Origin of the sequence: Klebsiella sp. RHBSTW-00215 (genome assembly GCF_014103785.1) — a bacterium.
Lineage (GTDB): Bacteria > Pseudomonadota > Gammaproteobacteria > Enterobacterales > Enterobacteriaceae > Klebsiella.
In genome coordinates this window covers 1209121-1229386 of sequence record NZ_JABXQS010000001.1, presented here as the reverse complement: position 1 = coordinate 1229386, position 20266 = coordinate 1209121, and the positions used below count along the sequence as shown (strand labels likewise).

The following is a 20266-nucleotide window of genomic DNA, read 5'->3' as shown; positions in this document are numbered from 1 at the left end:
CCTTAAGACTGAACGTGACGCGTGCGCAGATCAGTGGCAATGCGCGCCATCATCGGATTATTGAGTTTGCAGGCGCGGATCGAGAAGGCCAGCAGCAGATGGAACAGGGCGGGCAGCAGGGTTTCCATTGAGGAGATCCCGGCCAGCGACAGAGCGGTCTGATTGCCAGCCCCCGGCTGATAGGCCACGTAGATAAAAATCAGGCTGATAATACCGGCGCTGGAGGCCCATGCCAGCTTGATGAAGAACAGGTTAAAGGCGAAGTTCATGCCGGAAGAGCGCACGCCGGTTTTCCACTCGCCGTAATCATCGGAGAAAGCCATCAGCGAGAAGTGCAGCGGCAGGGTGAAGCCAAGAATAATGCCGTTGCCGAGGATCACCATCAGCCACAGGGTCTGATATGCCGGGCCGGTTGGTAAAAACCACATTGCGACGGCCAGCGCGGCCAGCACCAGGTTGGTGTAGTAGTAGAGTTTGAGGGTATCAAAGCGGCGCGACAGCAGGTTGATCATGACGGAACCGCCAATCGACGCGAAGGTCACCATGGTGAAAAATAGTGAGGTGTAGCCGGTGGACCCCTCAAGGACGTAGGTGATGAAGTACATGTAGCCGCCGCCGCGGATATTAAAGACGTTGATCAGCAGGAATGACATCACCAGCATCAGCAGCAACTGGTCGTTTTTACGCAGCCCGGCGATATGCTCGCGCAGGGTAAATTTACCCATCATGTCCAGCGAGACGCGCTCGCGAACCCAGAAGAAGCAGCACAGGAACATCACCACCGCAATAGCGCACAGCACGCCGACGCCGTACTGATAGCCTTGAGCGGTGTTGCCCTGGCCGAGCGCGGTAACCAGCCACGGTAGCCCAACGGAGACCAAAAAACCCGCCACGCCGCATAGAACGAAGCGCCAGGCCTGGCACGAGATCACCTCGCTGTGGCGCGTGGTCATGGTGTTGATCAGCGCGCAGTACGGTACGTTAATCGCGGTGTAGCTCACCGACAGCAGCAGATAGGTACCAAATGCCCAGGCGATTTTTACTCCCATGCTGGCGTCAGGGACGGTGAAGGTCAGGACGCCAATCACGCCGATAGGTACGGCGATCCACAGCTGCCAGGGGCGAAAGCGTCCCCAGCGGCTTTGGGTTCGGTCGGCCAGCACCCCCATGATCGGGTCGGAAATAGCGTCAAAAACGCGCAGGGCGAGGAACATGGTTCCGACCAGCGCGGGCGTCAGGCCGAAGACATCGGTATAGAAAAAAGTTAAAAAGTTCATGATCAGGCAGGTAATGACCGTTCCGCCCGCATCGCCCAACCCGTAACCTATTTTTTCACGGAGGGATAATTTGTCGTCCTGGGCACGCTGTGCCAAATCACTTGTCGTAATCGGAGCCGAAGTCATAAATAACTCCCGGAGATGATGTTCGGAGAATATCCCGCCTGGTTGCGGGTTTTTATTGTGTAATTTGCAAAGTACGTTATTTATTCTGCACTAAATATTAAGAGCAACAAGGGAAGGGAAAAGTATAAAAAGGTGACGATTCCGACTTGATGGTAAAAGTGTGATTTCGATCCGGCAGAATGCTATTTTATCGTGAATAATCAATAACAATGAGCGGTTGTTTATGATGCTAAAAGCGGAAAATTGAATATCTATGCTTGAATTATCCATGTCTCTTCCGATTAAGGTGCAGAACGGCGGGCTGTTTATTTCCCGCGGCATTGGTAGTCATCCGGCACGCCAACTTCACTCCTGGGAAATAATATTTGTTGAAAAAGGGACATTAGCGATTCGCGAAGGGAGCGAAGTTTTTAGCGTCAATGCTGGGGAAAGTTTACTGCTCTGGCCGCAGCGTTTACATGTTGGCGTGGGGCAATTTCCGGCGGACCTAAAGTTTTATTGGCTGCATTTTGAAGTGAACTCTGGTGAAAGCGATTCTCTACCTGAACCGTTTCTTTCTATCCCGCAGCACACGCGAGTCAGCGAACCGCAGTATATTATTTCGCTGTTCCGGCAATTCTTACGCGAACAGGAAAATATTCATCGCAGCGTGGCGCTGGAATTGATCCTGTTGTTGATTTTGCAGCAAATTTCGGCGGCGGCCAGCGAGCAGCCCGCCGATAGCCCCGGCAATGCGCTGGCGTGGAGAGCGCAGCAAATTATTCATACTCAGTTTCATCTGCCCATTTCCGCTTCAACGCTGGCGCATGAACTGCACTGCAACGCTGATTATCTGGGGCGTGTTTATCGCCATGCTTTCCGACTGACGTTAACCGAAGCGCTGCATCGCCAGCGGGTAAGGGCGGCGGAAAAGCTGCTCATTAGCGATTCGCTATCGCTGACTGAAGTGGCGATGAAATGTGGATTTAACGACGTGGGCTACTTTCGCAAGATATTCCGCAAGCACACCAGCCTGACCCCGGCGGCGTGGAAGCGTCGTTACTGCAAAGAGCATATTAATTCGGCGTAGGGTTTAGCTAGTGTGTGCCGGACCTGATGTATCGGCGTGGCTTCATCCCGGGGGCGGCGCTTGACGCGCCTTGCCCGGGCTACAGGTTCGTGAGTTTTGCGAGTTTGGTTGCCCGGGCTACAGGTTCGTGAGTTTTGCGAGTTTGGTTGCCCGGGCTACAGGTTCGTGAGTTTTGCGAGTTTGGTTGCCCGGGCTACAGGTTCGAGCGTTCTGCGGGTTTGGTAGCCCGGACAGATGCGCAGCATCGCCTCCGGGGAAAGTATCTGTATAAACAGACCCCCTTCAGCGCAGCGACCACCACTCCCGCAGGCAGGCCTTACCTTCCGGGCAGCTTTTGCAGCTTCCGGAAAGACAGCCATCAGCATCTTCGGTCACTTTTACTGCTTTACCCATCGCCTCCAGGCGGCCCAGCATGGCGTCGATCATCGGCTGCGGCGTACGTAGGCGGGCGCTCAACTGCGCTGCCTCCATCCGCCCTTGCAGGGCCAGCATATCGCGAACCTCAATTAACGACGCCATCATCGCTCCTTAGTGGCAATCGCCAGCCGGACTCTGGCAGCAGGACGACGGCGTTTTGCGCGTCGCCAACAGCGAGACATCCACCCGGCTACGCGCTCTGCGCAGCAGACCAAAGACCAGAATATTGAACAACACCACCGCCAGAATGCACACCAGGCTATAGCGAGGATGCTGGCTGAAGCTGACGGTCTGGTAATACAGCGTAGAGAGTGAATAGGCGATATTCAGGCCCCACAGGATAGAGAAGGACATCCAACCGCGGCTCGACTCGCGGGCAATCGCCCCCATGACCGAAATGCAGGGAATATAGAGCAGAACGAAAATCAGGTAGCTGTACGCCGCTGCGGCGCTGCCGAATTTGCTGCCCATTACGCCCATCGCGCCGGTTTCCATTTCGCCATCGCCTTTGCTGGCTTCAATGGGGTTCGCCAGTACGCTCAGGCTGAAGGTGTCTTTCAGGCTTTGCCAGGTCTCATCCACTGCGGCCAGCAGTTCGTCGCCAAGGTGGAACTCCTGCGGATTAAATGCTTCATTCTGGATATCTTCAGCGGTGTAGAGCGTGTTCAACGTACCAACCACCACCTCTTTCGCCATCGCGCCGGTAAACAGGCCGACGGTCGCCTGCCAGTTATCCTCATGCACGCCAATCGGCTTAAACACTGGGGTAATTACGCGACTGACCGATGCCAGCGCCGAATCATTGATGTTATCGACGATCTTTCCGCTCAGCGAGAAGCTGTTCAGCGCGCTGAGGAAAATACTGACGATGACGATCACTTTACCGGCACGCAGCACGAAGCCTTTCAGGCGCTGCCAGGTCTGGATAATCAGACTCTTAATATGCGGGACGTGGTACACCGGCAGCTCCATCACGAACGGCGAAGCTTCGCCGCGCATAATTGTGTGCTTGAGCATCAGGCCGGTGAGGATCGCCATGACGATACCTAACAGGTATAGCGAGAAGACCGCCAGCGCGCCGTTCTGGCCGAAAAAGGCGGCGGCAAAAACAGCAAAGATTGCCAGCCGCGCGCCGCAGGACATAAACGGCGCCATCATGATGGTCATCAGGCGCTCGCGCGGCGCATCAAGGGTACGCGCGCCCATCACCGACGGCACGTTACAGCCAAAACCAACAATCAGCGGCACGAAGGATTTTCCTGGCAGCCCCAGCGCCTGCATCAGGCGGTCCATCACAAACGCTGCTCGCGCCATGTAGCCGGAGTCTTCAAGGAAGGAGAGGAACAGGTACATCATGCCGATTTGCGGCACCAGCGGCAGCACGGTATTAATACCGCCGCCAATCCCCTGGGCGAGGAAAATGGTCAGCCAGTCCGGGAAATGCAGGGTATAGCCGATCCACTGAATGCCGTGGATAAAGAGAGCCACAGAACCGCCATCAAAGATTGGCTGCAGCGCACCGCCGATGTTGATCGCCAGTAAGAACATCAGGTACATGACGAACAGAAAGACCGGCAGCCCAAGGAAACGGTTGAGGATAATTTTATCCATCGCCGCAGTGAAACGACTTGGCTCGGCGGTCAATGTGTTGCTGACCGCATCACAAATGGCGGCAATGCTTTGGTAACGCGCATCGGCGATATGCAGCGCCGGGTCGTCCAGCTCTTCGCTCAGATGCGCCAGCGCACTGTCCAGCTTGTGGGCGGCGTCACCAGCATAAGCGCGGCTGTAAATATCGCCTTCCAGCATCTGCAAACCCAGCCAGCTACGCTGACGTGGCGGGATGTTCTGCGCCATCGCTTGCGCCAGCTTGTCCGCTTCGCGCAGCAGCGGCTGCGGGTAGTGCACCAGCTCAATGGATTGGTTTTCCTGATGACGGTCGATAGCCATTTTTAAGGCTTCGATACCGCGTCCACGGGTGGAAACCAGCGGAATAACCGGGCAACCGAGGCGCGCTGCCAGCGCATCGACATCAATACGGATTTTTTGTTTTTCCGCGATATCAAGCATGTTCAACGCGACTACGCAGGGAATCCCTAGTTCCAGCAGTTGCAGGGTCAGGTAGAGGTTACGTTCCAGATTGGATGCATCAACCACGTTAATCAGCATGTCGGCATCACCGCTGAGGATGTAGTGGCAGGCAATCTGCTCATCCAGCGAGGTTTGCGAAGAGATGGTGGTCAGAGAATAGGTGCCAGGAAGGTCGACCAGCGTGACCTGATGGTCGGTGGTATTGAAACCGCCTTCTTTACGCTCAACGGTGACTCCGGCCCAGTTGCCCACACGCTGACGCGCGCCGGTGAGCTGGTTGAATAGCGTCGTCTTACCGGAGTTAGGGTTACCAATTAAACCAATGGTTAATTTTTTCATATTCAGACTCTTAGTGCCGGTCAGGCTTTATTGTGCAACCGCTTCCAGTTCAATTAACGCTAAATCCTTTTTGCGTAATACCAGGCTCACGCGTCGGGTTTCAATGTGAATAGGATCGCCAAGCGGCGCCACGCGAACCACATTAAAAGAGGAGCCGGGCAGCATTCCGAGGGACAGAAGTTTCTGCCGATAAGCCGGGCTAATATCGCGGGAGAAACCAGTGATTTTCCACGCACTATCAGGTGTGAATTGCATAGGACCTACTTGTATATCGCTAACTGAAAGAGAGTTTTCCGTATGCGCCGGAGGTGCAGCGCCTGGGACCGTAGCCAACGAAGAATAATAAATACTCACTGAGAATAATGATAATGAGAATAGTTTTTATCATCAATACATATAATGCGATAGATTCTATGTTTAGCCGGAAAATTGAGCTTTTGTTGATATTGAGCAAAGTCGATTTTGTAATCGCCACTGAGATAATAATTATTCTTATTACTTAATGTTTAATTAAGGTTTCGTTAGTTAACAAAATGAAAATATTAATCTCAGAAGTTCAATTCGCGCTTATTAAGAAGTTATAAGAAAATACTAATGCTTGTTTGCGCAATATGGCGAATGGCGGAGGAGAAGCGGCCCCTCAGCAAGAGGGGCCGAAAAGGGGGTTAGCGTTTTTTACCCATTGCTGCGGCCAGCGCGTCCATCATCGCGCTGTTGCCCGCAGGCTGCGCGTCACGACCGCGTGGTGGCTTAGCTGCTTTTGCCGCCGGGCGATTGCCCTGAGGGCGATCGTTATTCCCGCCGCCGCGGCGGGCATTGGTTTCGCCAGGCTGTTCGTCCAGGCGCATCGTCAGGGCGATACGTTTACGCTGCAGGTCAACTTCCATCACTTTGACCTTCACGATATCGCCCGCTTTGACCACGGTGTGCGGGTCTTCAACGAACTTATTCGACAGCGAAGAGATGTGCACCAGACCGTCCTGATGGACGCCAATATCAACAAACGCACCGAAGTTGGTGACGTTGGTGACCGCGCCTTCGAGGATCATCCCCGGCAGCAGGTCGTTCATCGTTTCGACGCCATCGGCGAACTGGGCGGTTTTAAACTCAGGACGCGGGTCGCGGCCCGGTTTTTCCAGCTCTTTGATGATGTCGGAAACCGTCGGCACGCCGAATTTGTCATCGGTGAAATCAACGGCTCGCAGGTTGCGTAATTCGCTGCTGTTACCCATCAGATCTTGCAGCGCCTGCTGCGTCGCCGCCAGAATTCGCTCAACCACCGGATAAGCTTCCGGGTGCACGGTTGAGGCGTCCAGCGGGTTGTCGCCGTGGTTGATACGCAGGAAACCCGCGCACTGTTCAAACGCTTTTGGCCCCAGACGGCTGACTTTAAGCAGTTGCTGGCGGTTCTGGAACTGACCGTTTTCATCACGCCAGGCGACAACATTTTGCGCCATCATGCGGGTCAGACCGGCAACGCGGGTGAGTAGAGGTACCGATGCCGTGTTGAGGTCCACGCCAACGGCGTTCACGCAGTCTTCAACCACCGCGTCCAGCTTACGCGCCAGTTGCGACTGGCTGACATCATGCTGATACTGGCCAACCCCGATGGATTTCGGGTCGATTTTCACCAGTTCGGCCAGCGGATCCTGAAGACGGCGGGCGATAGAAACCGCGCCGCGCAGGGAAACGTCGAGGTCCGGGAACTCCAGCGCCGCCAGTTCTGAAGCGGAATAGACGGAAGCGCCCGCTTCGCTGACGATCACCTTCTGAGCGGTCACTTTCGGGAACTGTTGCTGCACGTCGAGGAAGAAGCGTTCGGTTTCACGCGAGGCGGTACCGTTACCGATCGCCACCAGCTCAACGTTGTGTTTTTCACACAACGCAGCTACCGCCACCGCCGCTTTGGCGGCCTGCCCGGTATGCGGATAGATCGTGTCGGTCGCCACCACTTTGCCGGTGCCGTCGACAACCGCCACCTTCACGCCGGTACGCAGGCCCGGATCGAGACCCATAGTAGCGCGTAGCCCGGCCGGGGCCGCCATCAGCAGGTCATGCAGGTTGCGGGCGAAAACGTTGATCGCTTCGTCTTCCGCACGTTCGCGCACGGTGCCCATCAGCTCGGTTTCGAGGTGCATCAGCACCTTGATACGCCACGTCCAGCTCACCACGCCTTTACGCCAGCTATCCGCTGGAGCGTTATTCAAGCGCAGGCCGAGATGGTCGATAATAATTTGCTCGCCATGGCTCTCTTTCGGTGGTTCGTCAAACTGCGGATCGGCATTCAGAGAGAGTTGCAGCACACCTTCGTTGCGACCGCGGAACATGGCCAGAGCACGGTGCGACGGCACGGTAGAAATCGGTTCGTGGTGATCGAAGTAGTCGCGGAATTTCGCCCCTTCCTCTTCTTTGCCGCTGACGACGCTCGCCACCAGGTGGGCGTTCTTCCACAGATAATCACGCACTTTAGCCAGCAGTCCGGCGTCTTCAGCGAAACGTTCCATCAGGATATAGCGCGCGCCGTCGAGGGCGGCTTTGCTATCCGCTACGCCTTTATCGGCGTCGATATATTTGGCGGCTTCGGTTTCCGGGTCGTGGGACGGTTCGTTCCACAGCAGTTCAGCCAGCGGCTCCAGCCCGGCTTCAATGGCGATTTGTCCACGCGTGCGACGTTTTTGTTTGTACGGCAGATAGAGGTCTTCAAGCTCAGTTTTACTCAATGTACCGTTGATGGCTTTTTCCAGCGCCTCGGTCAGTTTGCCTTGTTCGCCGATGGACTTGAGGATCGTCTGGCGGCGGTCTTCGAGTTCACGCAGATAACCCAGGCGGGTTTCCAGATTACGCAGCTGCGTGTCATCCAGACCGCCGGTGACTTCTTTACGATAGCGTGCGATAAACGGCACGGTGTTCCCTTCATCAAGCAGGCGAACGGCAGCTTCTACCTGTTCAGCCCTGGCCTGAAGTTCACCCGCAATAATGCGGCAGAGCGAATCATTCATCATGGGTTTAATTCATCTTTAGGATCAAAAATCAGGGGGATAGTTATACGGACTGACACGGCAAAATGCCAGCCACGACCAAAGCCTCTCGGAATGTTCCAGGCTTATTTCACGTATTCAATCTCATTCACATACCAGGCGGCTTCTCCCGCAGGTGTGTTAACGATAGCCAGGTCGCCGACCTCTTTTTTCAGCAGCGCGCGCGCCATTGGCGAATCAATTGAGATGTAGTCGTTGCGCCCGAAGATTTCATCGTAGCCGACGATGCGAAAGCGCTTGGTATCGCCATCATCGTTTTCAATCTCCACCCACGCGCCGAAGAACACCTTGCCTTCCTGCTGCGGGGAGTAATCAACGATTTTCAGATGCTCAAGGCATTTGGTCAGGTAGCGCACCCGGCGGTCGATTTCGCGCAGGCGTTTTTTGTTGTACTGGTAGTCGGCGTTCTCGCTGCGGTCGCCGAGGCTAGCCGCCCAGGTCACTTTTTTTGTGACTTCCGGGCGCTCTTCGCGCCACAGATAATCCATCTCTTTTTTAAGTTTTTCATACCCTTCACGGGTGATCAGCGGCGTTTTCATCGAGAGTCCTGGTTCCTGTTACACATCTTTGTGCGATGGTGCGCACAATTCGTCGCACGTAATAATACCGACAGGATAAATAATGTGTCTTATGCTTAAATGTATACTTAAGCTGCTGTTAAATATGCTTTGTAACAATTTAGCCTGGAATATATACCAGATTTTGCTGGTGAGCGACCCGGGCTTTTTTGAGAATACGCACTGACAAATGCAGTGAACCTTTGGGAGTATAAACAATGCAAGAGAATTATAAGATTCTGGTTGTCGATGACGACATGCGCCTGCGTGCGCTACTCGAACGTTATCTGACCGAGCAGGGCTTCCAGGTTCGTAGCGTGGCGAACGCTGAACAGATGGATCGCCTGCTGACCCGTGAATCCTTCCACCTGATGGTGCTGGATCTCATGCTGCCTGGCGAAGATGGCCTGTCCATTTGCCGTCGCCTGCGTAGCCAAAGCAACCCGATGCCGATCATTATGGTGACGGCAAAAGGGGAAGAAGTTGATCGTATCGTTGGCCTGGAAATCGGCGCTGACGACTACATTCCAAAACCGTTTAACCCACGTGAACTGCTGGCCCGTATCCGCGCCGTGCTGCGCCGCCAGGCCAACGAATTGCCGGGTGCGCCGTCACAAGAAGAAGCGGTTATCGCCTTCGGTAAGTTCAAACTGAACCTCGGCACTCGCGAGATGTTCCGTGAAGATGAGCCAATGCCGCTGACCAGCGGTGAATTCGCGGTGCTGAAAGCGCTGGTTAGCCACCCGCGCGAGCCGCTGTCCCGCGATAAGCTGATGAACCTCGCCCGTGGTCGTGAGTACTCAGCAATGGAGCGTTCCATCGACGTACAAATCTCCCGCCTGCGCCGCATGGTGGAAGAAGATCCAGCACATCCACGCTATATCCAGACCGTTTGGGGCCTGGGCTACGTCTTCGTACCGGACGGCGCTAAGGCATGAAACGCGTGCGCTTTTCGCCGCGAAGCTCATTTGCCCGCACTCTGCTACTGATTGTCACCTTGCTGTTCGTCAGCCTGGTGACGACCTATTTAGTGGTGCTGAATTTCGCGATCCTGCCGAGTCTTCAACAGTTTAATAAGGTTCTGGCCTACGAAGTCCGTATGCTGATGACCGATAAGCTACAACTGGAAGATGGCACCCAACTGGTGGTGCCGCCGGCGTTTCGGCGCGAGATTTACCGCGAGCTGGGCATTTCGCTTTATTCCAATGAAGCGGCGGAAGACGCAGGCCTGCGCTGGGCGCAGCATTACGAATTCTTAAGTCAGCAGATGGCGCATCAGCTGGGCGGGCCGACCGAAGTGCGGGTTGAGGTGAATAAAAGCTCCCCTGTGGTCTGGCTGAAAACCTGGCTCTCGCCCAATATCTGGGTGCGCGTCCCGCTGACCGAAATCCATCAGGGCGACTTCTCGCCGCTGTTCCGCTATACCCTGGCGATTATGCTGTTGGCGATTGGCGGCGCCTGGCTCTTTATTCGAATTCAGAACCGACCTCTTGTCGACCTGGAGCACGCTGCGCTTCAGGTCGGGCGAGGCATTATTCCTCCACCGTTGCGCGAATACGGCGCATCGGAAGTGCGTTCGGTAACCCGCGCCTTTAACCATATGGCGGCGGGCGTCAAACAGCTAGCGGATGACCGTACGCTGCTGATGGCCGGGGTGAGTCACGATCTGCGTACGCCGCTGACGCGCATCCGTCTGGCGACGGAGATGATGGGCGAAGAGGACGGTTACCTCGCCGAGTCGATTAATAAAGATATTGAAGAGTGCAACGCCATCATCGAGCAGTTTATCGACTACCTGCGCACTGGCCAGGAGATGCCGATGGAGCTGGCGGACCTAAACTCGGTGTTGGGTGAAGTGATTGCGGCCGAAAGCGGCTACGAGCGTGAAATCGACACCAACCTGCAGGCTGGTGAAATTCCGCTGCGGATACATCCGCTGTCTATCAAGCGCGCGCTGGCCAATATGGTCGTGAACGCCGCCCGCTATGGTAACGGCTGGATTAAAGTCAGCAGCGGGAGCGAAGGTGGTCGGGCATGGTTTCAGGTTGAGGATGACGGTCCGGGCATTAAACCAGAGCAACGTGAGCATCTGTTCCAGCCGTTCGTTCGTGGTGACAGCGCCCGCACCATCAGCGGAACGGGCCTGGGGTTAGCTATCGTCCAGCGTATTGTCGATAACCATAACGGCAAGCTGGAGCTGGGCTCCAGCGAGCGCGGTGGGTTATTGATTCGTGCCTGGCTTCCGGTTCCGGTGAATCGCGCCCTGCCGCCAATAAAACCGACTAAAGAGAGTTAAGTCTGCAACAACCCGGCGCGCCCGGTTTTGTCGCCCGGGCAAGTCCGGGCGATATTTCAGTCATAGACATCCCCGGATTGCGGCTGACGCCTTATCCGGGCTACCAGATCGCGGAGGCTTGTGGTTTCCCGGAGGCGGTGCTGCGCACCTGTACGGGCTACAAAACCGCACGAACCCGTAGCCCGGGCAAGGCGCGTTAAGCGCTGCCCCCGGGAAAGTCCACGCAATATTTCAGTAAGAGACATCCCCGGATTGCGGCTGACGCCTTATCCGGGCCACCATATCGCGAAGGCTTGTGGTTTCCCGGAGGCGGTGCTGCGCACCTGTACGGGCTACAAAACCGCACGAACCCGTAGCCCGGGCAAGGCGCGTTAAGCGCCGCCCCCGGGAAAATCCGCGCGAAATTTTAGTCATAGACATCCCCGGATTGCCGGGCGTTAGTTTTGCCCATAATAGGCATTCGCGCCGTGTTTACGCAGATAGTGTTTATCGAGCAGTTCAGACTGCATATCCGGCAACTGCGGGGCCAACTGACGCGAGAACAGCCCCATATAGGCGCACTCCTCAAGGACCACGGCGTTGTGCACGGCGTCAGCGGCATCTTTACCCCAGGCAAACGGACCGTGTGAATGAACTAACACCGCCGGGATTTGCGCCGGATCCAGACCGCGCTCTTCAAAGGTTTTAATAATCACCTCGCCGGTTTGATACTCATACTCACCGTTAATTTCCTCAACGGTCATCAGCCGGGTGCAGGGGATTGCGCCATAGAAATAGTCGGCGTGGGTGGTGCCCCAGGCGGGCAGATCGAGCCCGGCCTGCGACCAGATCGTCGCATGGCGGGAATGGGTATGTACGATCCCACAGATCTGCGGATAGCGGCGATAGAGTGCCAGATGGGTCGCGGTATCGGACGACGGTTTTTTGTTGCCTTCGACGACCTTACCGCTGGCGATCTCTACCACCACCATATCGGCGGCGGTCATCACCTCATATTCAACGCCGGAAGGCTTGATGACCATCAGCTTGCGCGTTTCGTCCACCGCGCTGACGTTGCCCCAGGTAAAGGTGACCAGGCCGTGCGCCGGAAGCGCCAGGTTTGCCGCCAGCACATCGGCTTTCAGTTGCTCTAACATGTGAAACCTCCTTCCTGCATCCGTGATTCAATCCAGCGGCGGGCCTGGATAATTTCCAGCACCGGCTCGCTGGCTTTCTCCGTCCACATTTCAATCAAAAATGAACCACGATAGTTCAGCTCATGCAGCGTTTTAAAAATGCCAACAAAATCAACACATCCTTCGCCAAACGGCACGTCGCGGAACTGTCCGGGGCTATCGCCGGTCACTGGCAGCGTGTCTTTCAGATGGATTGCGGCGATACGGTCGATGCCCAGTTTTAGCTCGGCGGTTACATCGTTCCCCCAGGCGCTGAGGTTGCCGACGTCCGGATAGACCGTGAACCACGGTGACGAAAGCATCTCGTCCCACTTTTTCCACTTGCTGATGGAGTTCATAAAGGCGGTATCCATGATCTCCACCGCCAGCATCACTTGAGCCGCTGCGGCTTGTTCCACCGCCCAGGCCAGCCCTTCGGCGAAACGTTGCTGGGTGCCTTCGTCGTGCTCTTCGTAATAGACGTCGTAACCTGCCAGCTGGATGGTGCGGATACCGAGATCGCGCGCCAGGCGAATGGCTTTGGTCATGATCTCCCGCGCCCGTTCGCGAACCGCTTCATCGCGGCTGCCGAAAGGGAAGCGACGATGGGCGGACAGGCACATGGATGGGATGGCGACGCCGCTTTCCAGCATCGCGCTCACCAGCGATGCGCGCTGGGCCGGCGTCCACTCCAGACGAGACAAGCGTTCATCAGTTTCGTCCACCGACATCTCGACAAAATCAAAGCCGCAGCTTTTTGCCAGCACCAGCCGCTCCGGCCAACTGAGGTCTTTCGCTAGTGCTTTCTCGTAAATACCTAATGGATGATTACGCATGCTGTTCTCCCCAGATAGCGTCAATTTGGGCGTGGAATTCGGCGGCGACCTGCGCCGGATGGGCGGCACCTGCCAGCGCGCGCCCGGCGATAAATGCCTTGACGTTAATGTTGCGGAACAGTGACAGATCGGCGGGGGTAATGCCGCCGGTAATCGATAGTTCAAGGCCGATGTCGGACAATGCTTTCATACGTGCCAGATCCGCTTCGCCCCACTGCTGTCCGCTGGCCTGCGCATCGCGTCCGCGGTGGTAAATCGCCTGGCGAACCCCGACGCGATACCAGTCTCGGGCATCGTCCAGCGTCCAGTTGCCGAACAGTTCCATTTGAATTTCACCGCCGCAGTCCTGGGCGACGGCGTGGCCTTTCTCGATCGTGGCGAGCGGTGCGGCGCAGATGATAGTCATCCAGTTGGCGCCAGCGCCAAAAGCCTGCTGCGCCAGGGTTTCACCGGCATCGGCCACTTTCCAGTCGGCGACAATGATTTTTTCCGGGCACTGCGCTCTCAGGGCGTTCACCGCGCGAAGGCCTTCGGTTAAACAGAGAATGGTCCCGGCCTCAACGATATCGACATGATCCTGTAGCAGGGCGACATCGCGCTGGGCTGCTTCCAGGCTGGTGTGGTCGAGCGCCAGTTGCAGTAATGGTCGGCTCATAATGCGTGCTCCTTAATACGGGCGTGATAGCCCTGTAGTGCGGTAATCAAATCCTGGTATTGGCGGTATTTACGCTGATAGAGGGCGTGCGCGGTCATGTCCGGCAGCAGCGTGCGCACCGGGTGCTGCAGGTCGCGTTGGGCATCGCTGAAATCGCGATATACGCCGGTGCCGACGCGGGCGGCGAGGGCCGCGCCAAAGCAGCCAGTCTCCTCCACCTGCGGCAGTTCGATGCGCAGGCCGCTGACGTCCGCCAGCATCTGCATCCAGACGTCGGAGTGCGCCGGGCCGCCGGTGACGCGCAGGGTGTGAACCTCGGTAAAGCGTTCACGCATGCGGTTGAGGTGGGTCATGTGGCTGAACACCACGCCTTCATAAACCGCCTGCAGCAGATGAGCACGGGTGTGCAGCGCCTGCATGCCGTAAAAACCGCAGGTCATCTCCAGCCCGGCGTTGCTGCCGTACAAAAACGGCAGAAAAAAGAGCTCACTGCTCGCTTTTGGCAGGCTGGCAACGGCCTGATTAATTTCATCGAAAGAGATCTCCCCCCACTGGGCGGTGAACCACTCCAGGTTGCCGGAAGAGGTCGGGCTGGCTTCGTGAACGATGTACTGCCCGTCATTGACGTAGCGGCCATAGACGTAAGGATGGGCCTCATGCTCGCGCAGGCCGTGAGCTATTCCGCTGGTGACGGCCCAGGTACCCATTACTGCATTGAGGGTGTATTCATCTTCAATACCGGCGCAGAGTGCGGTGGAAACCACGTCAAACAGGCCGCCGACGACGGGGGTGCCCGCCGCCAGACCAGTGATGGCGGCTGCCTGAGCGGTGATTTCCCCGCATATTTCTGCTGAGCCGACGATGGGTGGCAGTGCGCCGTTGATTTCGCTGATGCCCAGCCATTCGGTCAGGCGCGAGTCGTACTGACCCGTCGCCATGTTGTAGAGATTAGACTCGGAGATATTGCTCTCTTCGCAGCCCTTCACGCCGGTTAAGCACCAGCGCAGATAGTCATGTCCCATCATCACGCAGCCAATCTGTGCATAGCGCTGGGGTTCATGCTCTTTGACCCAGCGCAGTAAAGAAGCCGGATGACCGGTCCATAGCGTCTGACGAGTAACGGGGTAGAGGTGTTCGGGCATGCCGTCCCGCTGCCAGTTCTGGACGATTTTCAGCGCCCGACGGTCAGAGGAGAGCATTGCGTTACCTAGCGGTCGATCCTGTTTATCAAGAAGAAATAGTCCTTTACCCTGAGCGGAGATTCCTACGCCTTTGATTTGTTTGCCGGATACGCCTGTGCGTTGCAGCAGTCCGGCAATGGTCGCTGCGCAATGCTGCCAGAGCTTAAGCATGTCACGTTCGGCATAACCCGGCAGTGGCGATTTCGTCTGCAACGATTGCCGATGAATTCCGTGTTCATGACCTTTGGCGTCATATAAACCGGCTTTCAAATAAGTACCGCCGCAGTCGATACCCAGCCAGAAGGTTTCATGTTTATTCATCTTCATTTCTCTGTTTACTGGATGGCGCTAGGCTTGCCTGATCGACTTTGTCGGTCAGTTTGGCGAAGCGCCACCGGGTATCGTTTTATGCCGTACGTTTACGTGGATTCATGGTCTTTACCGGCGCGGCGCCCGCATCGCATTTCGCTGGCAGCAGCAGTGCCATCAGCGCAGCCAGGGTGAGCGAGATAGCCAGGCAATAAACGCCAGCATCTTTGCTGTACAGCGTGATTAACACGCCGACCGCATAAGGCCCGCAGAAGCCGCCGAGGTTACCAAGCGCGTTGATCACCCCACGCGCGCCGCCTGCCATTTCGGCGCTGAACAGACGTGCCGGAATGGTCCAGAACACACCCGCCGCCGATTGCAGGAAGAATCCGCAGCCGACCAGCGCGGCATAGGAGAGCCAGATTTGGTTTTTCAGCGCTACGGAGAGGAACATGCACAGGGCGAAGCCAGCCAGCGGTAGGCAAACAAACAGCTTGCGTTTACCGGTACGGTCGGAGAGAGAAGAGAACAGGAACATCCCAGCAATGGCACCGACGTACGGCAGAATGGCGAGCATCCCAACTTGACCCATGCTGCTGTGAGTTAACTCTTTGAGAATGGTTGGCAGCCATAGCGTGTAGCCGTAAATCCCGGTCTGATAGAAGAAGTTCAGGGCGATAAGTTGCCACATGGTTTTGTCGGAAAGGACCGCACTGAGAGAGGCATTTTTGACTTCGGTTCCGGCAATAGCTTTTTGTTCCGCAGCCAGCGTTTCAACCAGATAACTCTTCTCAGCTTCAGAGATCCAGCGCGCTTCCTGCGGACGGTCATAGATGGTGTATGCCCATAGCACCAGAACAACCAGTGAGAGCAACCCTTCAATAATAAATAGCCAGCGCCAGTCGAGAACGGTGATGATCCAGCCCGACAGCGGGGCGGTGATAATCCCGGCAATCGGCACAAACATAATCACTATTGCGTTGGCACGGCCGCGCTCCGCGTCCGGGAACCAGTTACTGATCATTGTCAGCACCACGGGCAGCATACCGCCTTCTGCCACGCCCAGTAAAAAGCGCAGAGCCAGCAGTTGATACTGATTAGTGATTAACCCGGTCAGAACGGAGATAACCGCCCAGGCGACCAGCGACCAGCCGATAAATTTTTTGCCGCTACCGTGAACGGCGATTTTCCCTCCGGGAACCTGTAAAAACAGATAACCGATAAAGAAAATACCGCCCGCCAGCCCCGCCATCGTAGCGGAAATACCTAAATCGGCATCCATTCCTCCTGGCATTGCAAAAGCAATGTTTACACGGTCCATATAAGAAATAATACAAGTGATCAGTATCGGCGGAATGATTCTTAGCCAACGTTGGCGTGGTATATCTTGTTGTGTAGAGCTAGAGAGTGTATTCATCTTTGTATTCTCGAAGAGTTAAGATTCTACTTTTATTATTATTTTGCTTTGTTTAGTGTAGCGATACCGTCGCGTAATATTGCGATACGGTGATCAACATCGGCATCTGCATTTATTTCCAGTAATTTAATGCCTGTAAATTGCAGGGTATCCGTTTCTGCACAGATCATTAATTCATGGGCATGCTCTGCTGTCATAAGACTCTGTGGGCAGAAAGGGGCGAATGGCGCATGTAGGTCCTGCCATTCACCATATTCGCCGTTTAGCGTGGTACCGGAGAACATCAGCGCACCCAATTTTCCCACCTGCTTTGCTTGCTGCACATGAGTCAGAGGCAGTGTGGTGTTGCGTGCTTCAATCGCCGATCTCGCCCAGTTAATGCAGATGCTAATGTTATAGTCGGCAATAGTTTCCAACACGTTTTCTAACGGTAAGAATCCTTTGCGTGGCGCGGGACCGGTCATCGCATCGCAATGTTCCAGCACCAGGTCGCAGGACCAGTCCCAGTTGGTAATCTCTTTTAATGAACGCGCAAATGCATCAGTCGCCTGAGCTACGTTCGAATTACCCGCCAGGGGAGCGGCATGTAACTCAAGCGCTATCACCTTTCCGGCGCTATTTGTATTGATTTTATTAATCTTCTGATGCAAGTGGCGATAGTATTCCACGCAGTGTTTACGCTGGGCTTCGTCGCTGGATGCCAGCCCAAAGCCGCCGTTTTCACCGCGACGACGCATAGTCTCCATAATTGCTGTGACCACGATTTGCCAGTTTCCCGGCGTATGGCGCAATAACCATTCATCACCAAGTGGATGAAGATGTTCAAGGCAAGGTTGCTCCAGGCCGCGAATATCTGGAGTATCGGAGAGTTGTCGCCAGAATTCCTTCTCTTCCTCTTCACTCTTTTGATGAAATGAGGGTGCACAGGGGTACGCACCGATAATGTAACCGGTATTATTTAAATTCATTTTGTGCTCCTTTATAAAACTGAAATAGCGACCTTAACGACTATTTTGCGAATTGGTGTGGCGACAGTTTTATGACATCCTGGGCGGTGAACATCCTGCGGGAAAAATATAGCGTAGCTTCCCGGAACCATTTCAAAGAAAGATTCATGTTCACTGTCGTGATAAAAAATAATATCGCGCTGTTCTAATAATGACTCGCTGATTTCGTTATTGCCGGTATCAATAGCGAGACCAATCTTCTCTTCACCCCACGCCAGAAACTGAATATCCAGGTAGCGGCGATGCACCTCCGGACGGTTCTCTGCGACGTCGCGGGTGGTCATATCGATAATCTGCGCGAAGATATTTTTGCCGTCAATCTCCACCACGCCAGGTTCCAGTGCGAGAAAGTCGGTGGTGCGTAAAAAGTTGAGCGCCCTCTCAATGGCGTCTGGCAGACGACACGGGTTAGGTTGAGCAATATGTCCAAAAATCATGGGTTAGCTCCTTACAGCGCCTGAATTTTGGCCCATACGCTGTCATCAACGGTAATGCCGTTGCGGCGGTTTTCATCCAGTAGCCGGGTAAACTCATGTCCGGGTAGACGGACAGCCACGTTTTCATCTGCACGTTCGGCGGTGGTGATGAAGTCCATAATTCGTTGCAGCTTGGCATCGCGGGTTGCGCCGTCGATCAGCTTATCAACTTCAATGGCGATAAAAATCTGCGAAACGCCATATTCGTCGCTGTTTTCCTGAGTTACTTCGGCGACGGAAGAACCGTTTGAAAGCAGAGTGGCAATCATGTCCAGCACAATCGACAGACCGGAACCTTTCCAGTAGCCCATTGGCAGAATGCGGCGATTTTTCTCGATCACGCCTGGTTCTTTGGTCAGGTTGCCTTCGTCATCAAAACCGCCATCCACCGGCAGTTCGCGTCCCGCCAGACGATTAACTTCTAACATGCCGTAGGAGAACATCGACATCGACATATCAACCATGGTGATCGGCGTCGACGGAATGGCGACGATCAGCGGGTTGGTCCCGATGCGACACTCTTTCGCTCCCCACGGCGGCATAACGGCGATGGAGTTGGTCCAGCAAATACCGATATAGCCTTTTTCCGCCGCCTGCCAGCCGTAGCTGCCGCCGCGCATCCAGTGGTTGGCATTACGCAAAGCTACCAGGCCAATACCGTGATCGGAAGCCAGTTCGATGGCCCGGTCCATCATCTTTTTCGCCGTCAGATTACCGATTGAACGCTGGGCATCCCACTGCTCAATCGCGCCAAGGCTGGTGATGCGCTGTGGCTTCGCCTCAGGAATGATATCGCCATTATCCAGTTGCTGGATGAAGCGTGGAAAACGGTTCACTCCGTGCGAATAGACGCCAGATTCGGTAGTGCGGGCGAACATTTCAGCACAGGCGTCGGCGGTTTCTGCGGCGACACCGCGCGCCAGTAATACTCGATTGAATGCCTCTTTTAACTGTTCAAAAGTCACTTTCATTCATGTTTACCTGGTTAGTTTTGATCGATTTTTTATCTTTAAATTTCACTATGCGAAATCTGATTTCAAATATAGCGATCAAATTTTGACAGATCAACTGGGTGGTCTGTTTTTTAAAATCATCAAAATCAATTAGTTATGTTTTTTTGGTTCAGATCGTGAACTGAAACACACTTTGCGCTACCATCAGAGCGCGACGAAAAAGTGGAGCGGAAGCGATGGTCACAAAAGAGTGCGAAATGACGCAAGATAAAGAGAGGCCTGCGGGAAGTCAGAGTCTGTTCCGCGGTTTGATGTTGATTGAGATCCTCAGTAATTACCCGAACGGTTGCCCGTTGGCGCACCTGTCGGAGTTGGCAGGGTTGAACAAAAGTACTGTCCATCGTTTATTGCAGGGGCTGCAATCTTGCGGATACGTGACGCCGGCCCCGGCTGCCGGGAGCTATCGCCTGACAACGAAGTTTATTGCTGTCGGTCAGAAGGCCTTGTCATCGCTCAATATCATCCACGTCGCGGCACCACACCTTGAGGCGCTCAACCTGGCGACCGGTGAGACGGTGAACTTTTCCAGCCGTGAAGATGATCATGCGATTTTGATTTATAAGCTGGAACCGACGACCGGTATGCTGCGCACTCGCGCCTACATTGGTCAGCACATGCCGTTGTACTGCTCGGCGATGGGCAAGATCTACATGGCGTTTGGTCATCCTGATTATGTTGAGAGCTACTGGAATACTCATCAGGACATTATTCAGCCGTTGACCCGTAATACCATTACCGGCCTGCCTGCGATGCATGATGAACTGGCGCAGATCCGCGAGCGTAATATGGCAATGGACAGGGAAGAGAATGAGTTAGGCGTTTCCTGCCTGGCGGTGCCCGTTTTCGATATTCATCGGCGCGTGCCTTACGCCATCTCCATCTCCTTATCGACATCGCGCCTTAAGCAGGTGGGAGAAAAGAATTTGCTGAAGCCGCTGCGCGATACGGCAGAGGCTATTTCCCGTGAACTGGGGTTTTCCGTGCGCGAAAATTAAGGCAAATGCCCAG

At 55.0% G+C, this 20266-nt stretch carries 18 protein-coding genes; 4 read left to right on the top strand and 14 right to left on the bottom strand.

Features of this window, described 5'->3' with window-relative positions; translation table 11 throughout:
• Positions 1–2: 2 nt before the first annotated feature.
• A complete protein-coding gene (locus HV127_RS05915; RefSeq protein WP_182235289.1) occupies positions 3–1403 on the bottom strand; it encodes an MFS transporter in 1401 nt (466 codons plus the stop codon).
• Between the two features lie 253 nt (positions 1404–1656).
• Here HV127_RS05915 and HV127_RS05910 point away from each other — a divergent pair, with 253 nt between their 5' ends.
• Positions 1657–2472, top strand: a complete 816-nt coding sequence (locus HV127_RS05910) for a helix-turn-helix domain-containing protein (RefSeq protein WP_182235288.1) — start codon at positions 1657–1659, stop codon at positions 2470–2472.
• A gap of 282 nt (positions 2473–2754) precedes the next feature.
• Here HV127_RS05910 and feoC read toward each other — a convergent pair whose 3' ends face one another.
• From feoC to greB, 5 genes are all read right to left on the bottom strand, one after another.
• Positions 2755–2991, bottom strand: a complete 237-nt coding sequence (gene feoC, locus HV127_RS05905) for a [Fe-S]-dependent transcriptional repressor FeoC (RefSeq protein WP_110276282.1) — start codon at positions 2989–2991, stop codon at positions 2755–2757.
• Between the two features lie 9 nt (positions 2992–3000).
• Positions 3001–5319, bottom strand: a complete 2319-nt coding sequence (feoB, locus tag HV127_RS05900; protein ID WP_182235287.1) for a Fe(2+) transporter permease subunit FeoB — start codon at positions 5317–5319, stop codon at positions 3001–3003.
• A 27-nt stretch (positions 5320–5346) separates the two neighbouring features.
• On the bottom strand, positions 5347–5574 hold the full coding sequence (feoA, locus tag HV127_RS05895; protein ID WP_004126281.1) for a ferrous iron transporter A: 228 nt from the start codon (positions 5572–5574) through the stop codon (positions 5347–5349).
• A 410-nt stretch (positions 5575–5984) separates the two neighbouring features.
• Positions 5985–8321 (bottom strand): Tex family protein, encoded by a 2337-nt coding sequence (locus HV127_RS05890; protein WP_182235286.1) that lies wholly within the window; start codon positions 8319–8321, stop codon positions 5985–5987.
• A 101-nt stretch (positions 8322–8422) separates the two neighbouring features.
• Positions 8423–8896: a transcription elongation factor GreB gene (greB, locus tag HV127_RS05885; protein WP_110276279.1), complete on the bottom strand. Its 474-nt coding sequence runs from the start codon at positions 8894–8896 to the stop codon at positions 8423–8425.
• Between the two features lie 236 nt (positions 8897–9132).
• Here greB and ompR point away from each other — a divergent pair, with 236 nt between their 5' ends.
• Both ompR and envZ read left to right on the top strand, forming a co-directional pair.
• Positions 9133–9852, top strand: coding sequence for a two-component system response regulator OmpR (gene ompR / locus HV127_RS05880; RefSeq protein WP_006177890.1), 720 nt, complete (start codon positions 9133–9135; stop codon positions 9850–9852).
• Positions 9849–11210 (top strand): two-component system sensor histidine kinase EnvZ, encoded by a 1362-nt coding sequence (gene envZ / locus HV127_RS05875; protein ID WP_182235285.1) that lies wholly within the window; start codon positions 9849–9851, stop codon positions 11208–11210. Before ompR ends, envZ begins: the two co-directional genes overlap by 4 nt.
• Before the next feature lie 437 nt (positions 11211–11647).
• Here the strand turns inward: envZ and araD are convergent, their stop codons facing one another.
• The 8 genes from araD to yiaK form a co-directional block, all read right to left on the bottom strand.
• A complete protein-coding gene (gene araD / locus HV127_RS05870; protein ID WP_182235284.1) occupies positions 11648–12346 on the bottom strand; it encodes an L-ribulose-5-phosphate 4-epimerase in 699 nt (232 codons plus the stop codon).
• Complete coding sequence (locus HV127_RS05865) at positions 12340–13200, bottom strand: L-ribulose-5-phosphate 3-epimerase (protein WP_023138218.1); 861 nt, start codon at positions 13198–13200, stop codon at positions 12340–12342. The genes araD and HV127_RS05865 overlap by 7 nt, the downstream gene beginning before the upstream one ends.
• Positions 13193–13855 carry a 3-keto-L-gulonate-6-phosphate decarboxylase UlaD gene (gene ulaD / locus HV127_RS05860; RefSeq protein ID WP_182235283.1) on the bottom strand — a complete coding sequence of 221 codons (663 nt, stop codon included), beginning with the start codon at positions 13853–13855 and terminating at the stop codon, positions 13193–13195. Before ulaD ends, HV127_RS05865 begins: the two co-directional genes overlap by 8 nt.
• A complete protein-coding gene (locus tag HV127_RS05855; protein ID WP_182235282.1) occupies positions 13852–15357 on the bottom strand; it encodes an FGGY-family carbohydrate kinase in 1506 nt (501 codons plus the stop codon). The genes ulaD and HV127_RS05855 overlap by 4 nt, the downstream gene beginning before the upstream one ends.
• Positions 15358–15442: 85 nt before the next feature.
• Complete coding sequence (locus HV127_RS05850; protein WP_142981710.1) at positions 15443–16762, bottom strand: MFS transporter; 1320 nt, start codon at positions 16760–16762, stop codon at positions 15443–15445.
• A 38-nt stretch (positions 16763–16800) separates the two neighbouring features.
• Complete coding sequence (locus HV127_RS05845; protein ID WP_182235281.1) at positions 16801–17730, bottom strand: DUF4862 family protein; 930 nt, start codon at positions 17728–17730, stop codon at positions 16801–16803.
• Positions 17731–17741: 11 nt separating this feature from the next.
• Positions 17742–18206, bottom strand: coding sequence for a YhcH/YjgK/YiaL family protein (locus tag HV127_RS05840; RefSeq protein ID WP_182235280.1), 465 nt, complete (start codon positions 18204–18206; stop codon positions 17742–17744).
• Positions 18207–18217: 11 nt separating this feature from the next.
• Positions 18218–19216 carry a 3-dehydro-L-gulonate 2-dehydrogenase gene (yiaK, locus tag HV127_RS05835; protein ID WP_142981715.1) on the bottom strand — a complete coding sequence of 333 codons (999 nt, stop codon included), beginning with the start codon at positions 19214–19216 and terminating at the stop codon, positions 18218–18220.
• A gap of 218 nt (positions 19217–19434) precedes the next feature.
• Between yiaK and yiaJ the strand changes: the two genes are divergently transcribed.
• A complete protein-coding gene (gene yiaJ, locus HV127_RS05830) occupies positions 19435–20253 on the top strand; it encodes an IclR family transcriptional regulator YiaJ (RefSeq protein ID WP_182235279.1) in 819 nt (272 codons plus the stop codon).
• The last annotated feature ends 13 nt before the right edge of the window (positions 20254–20266 follow it).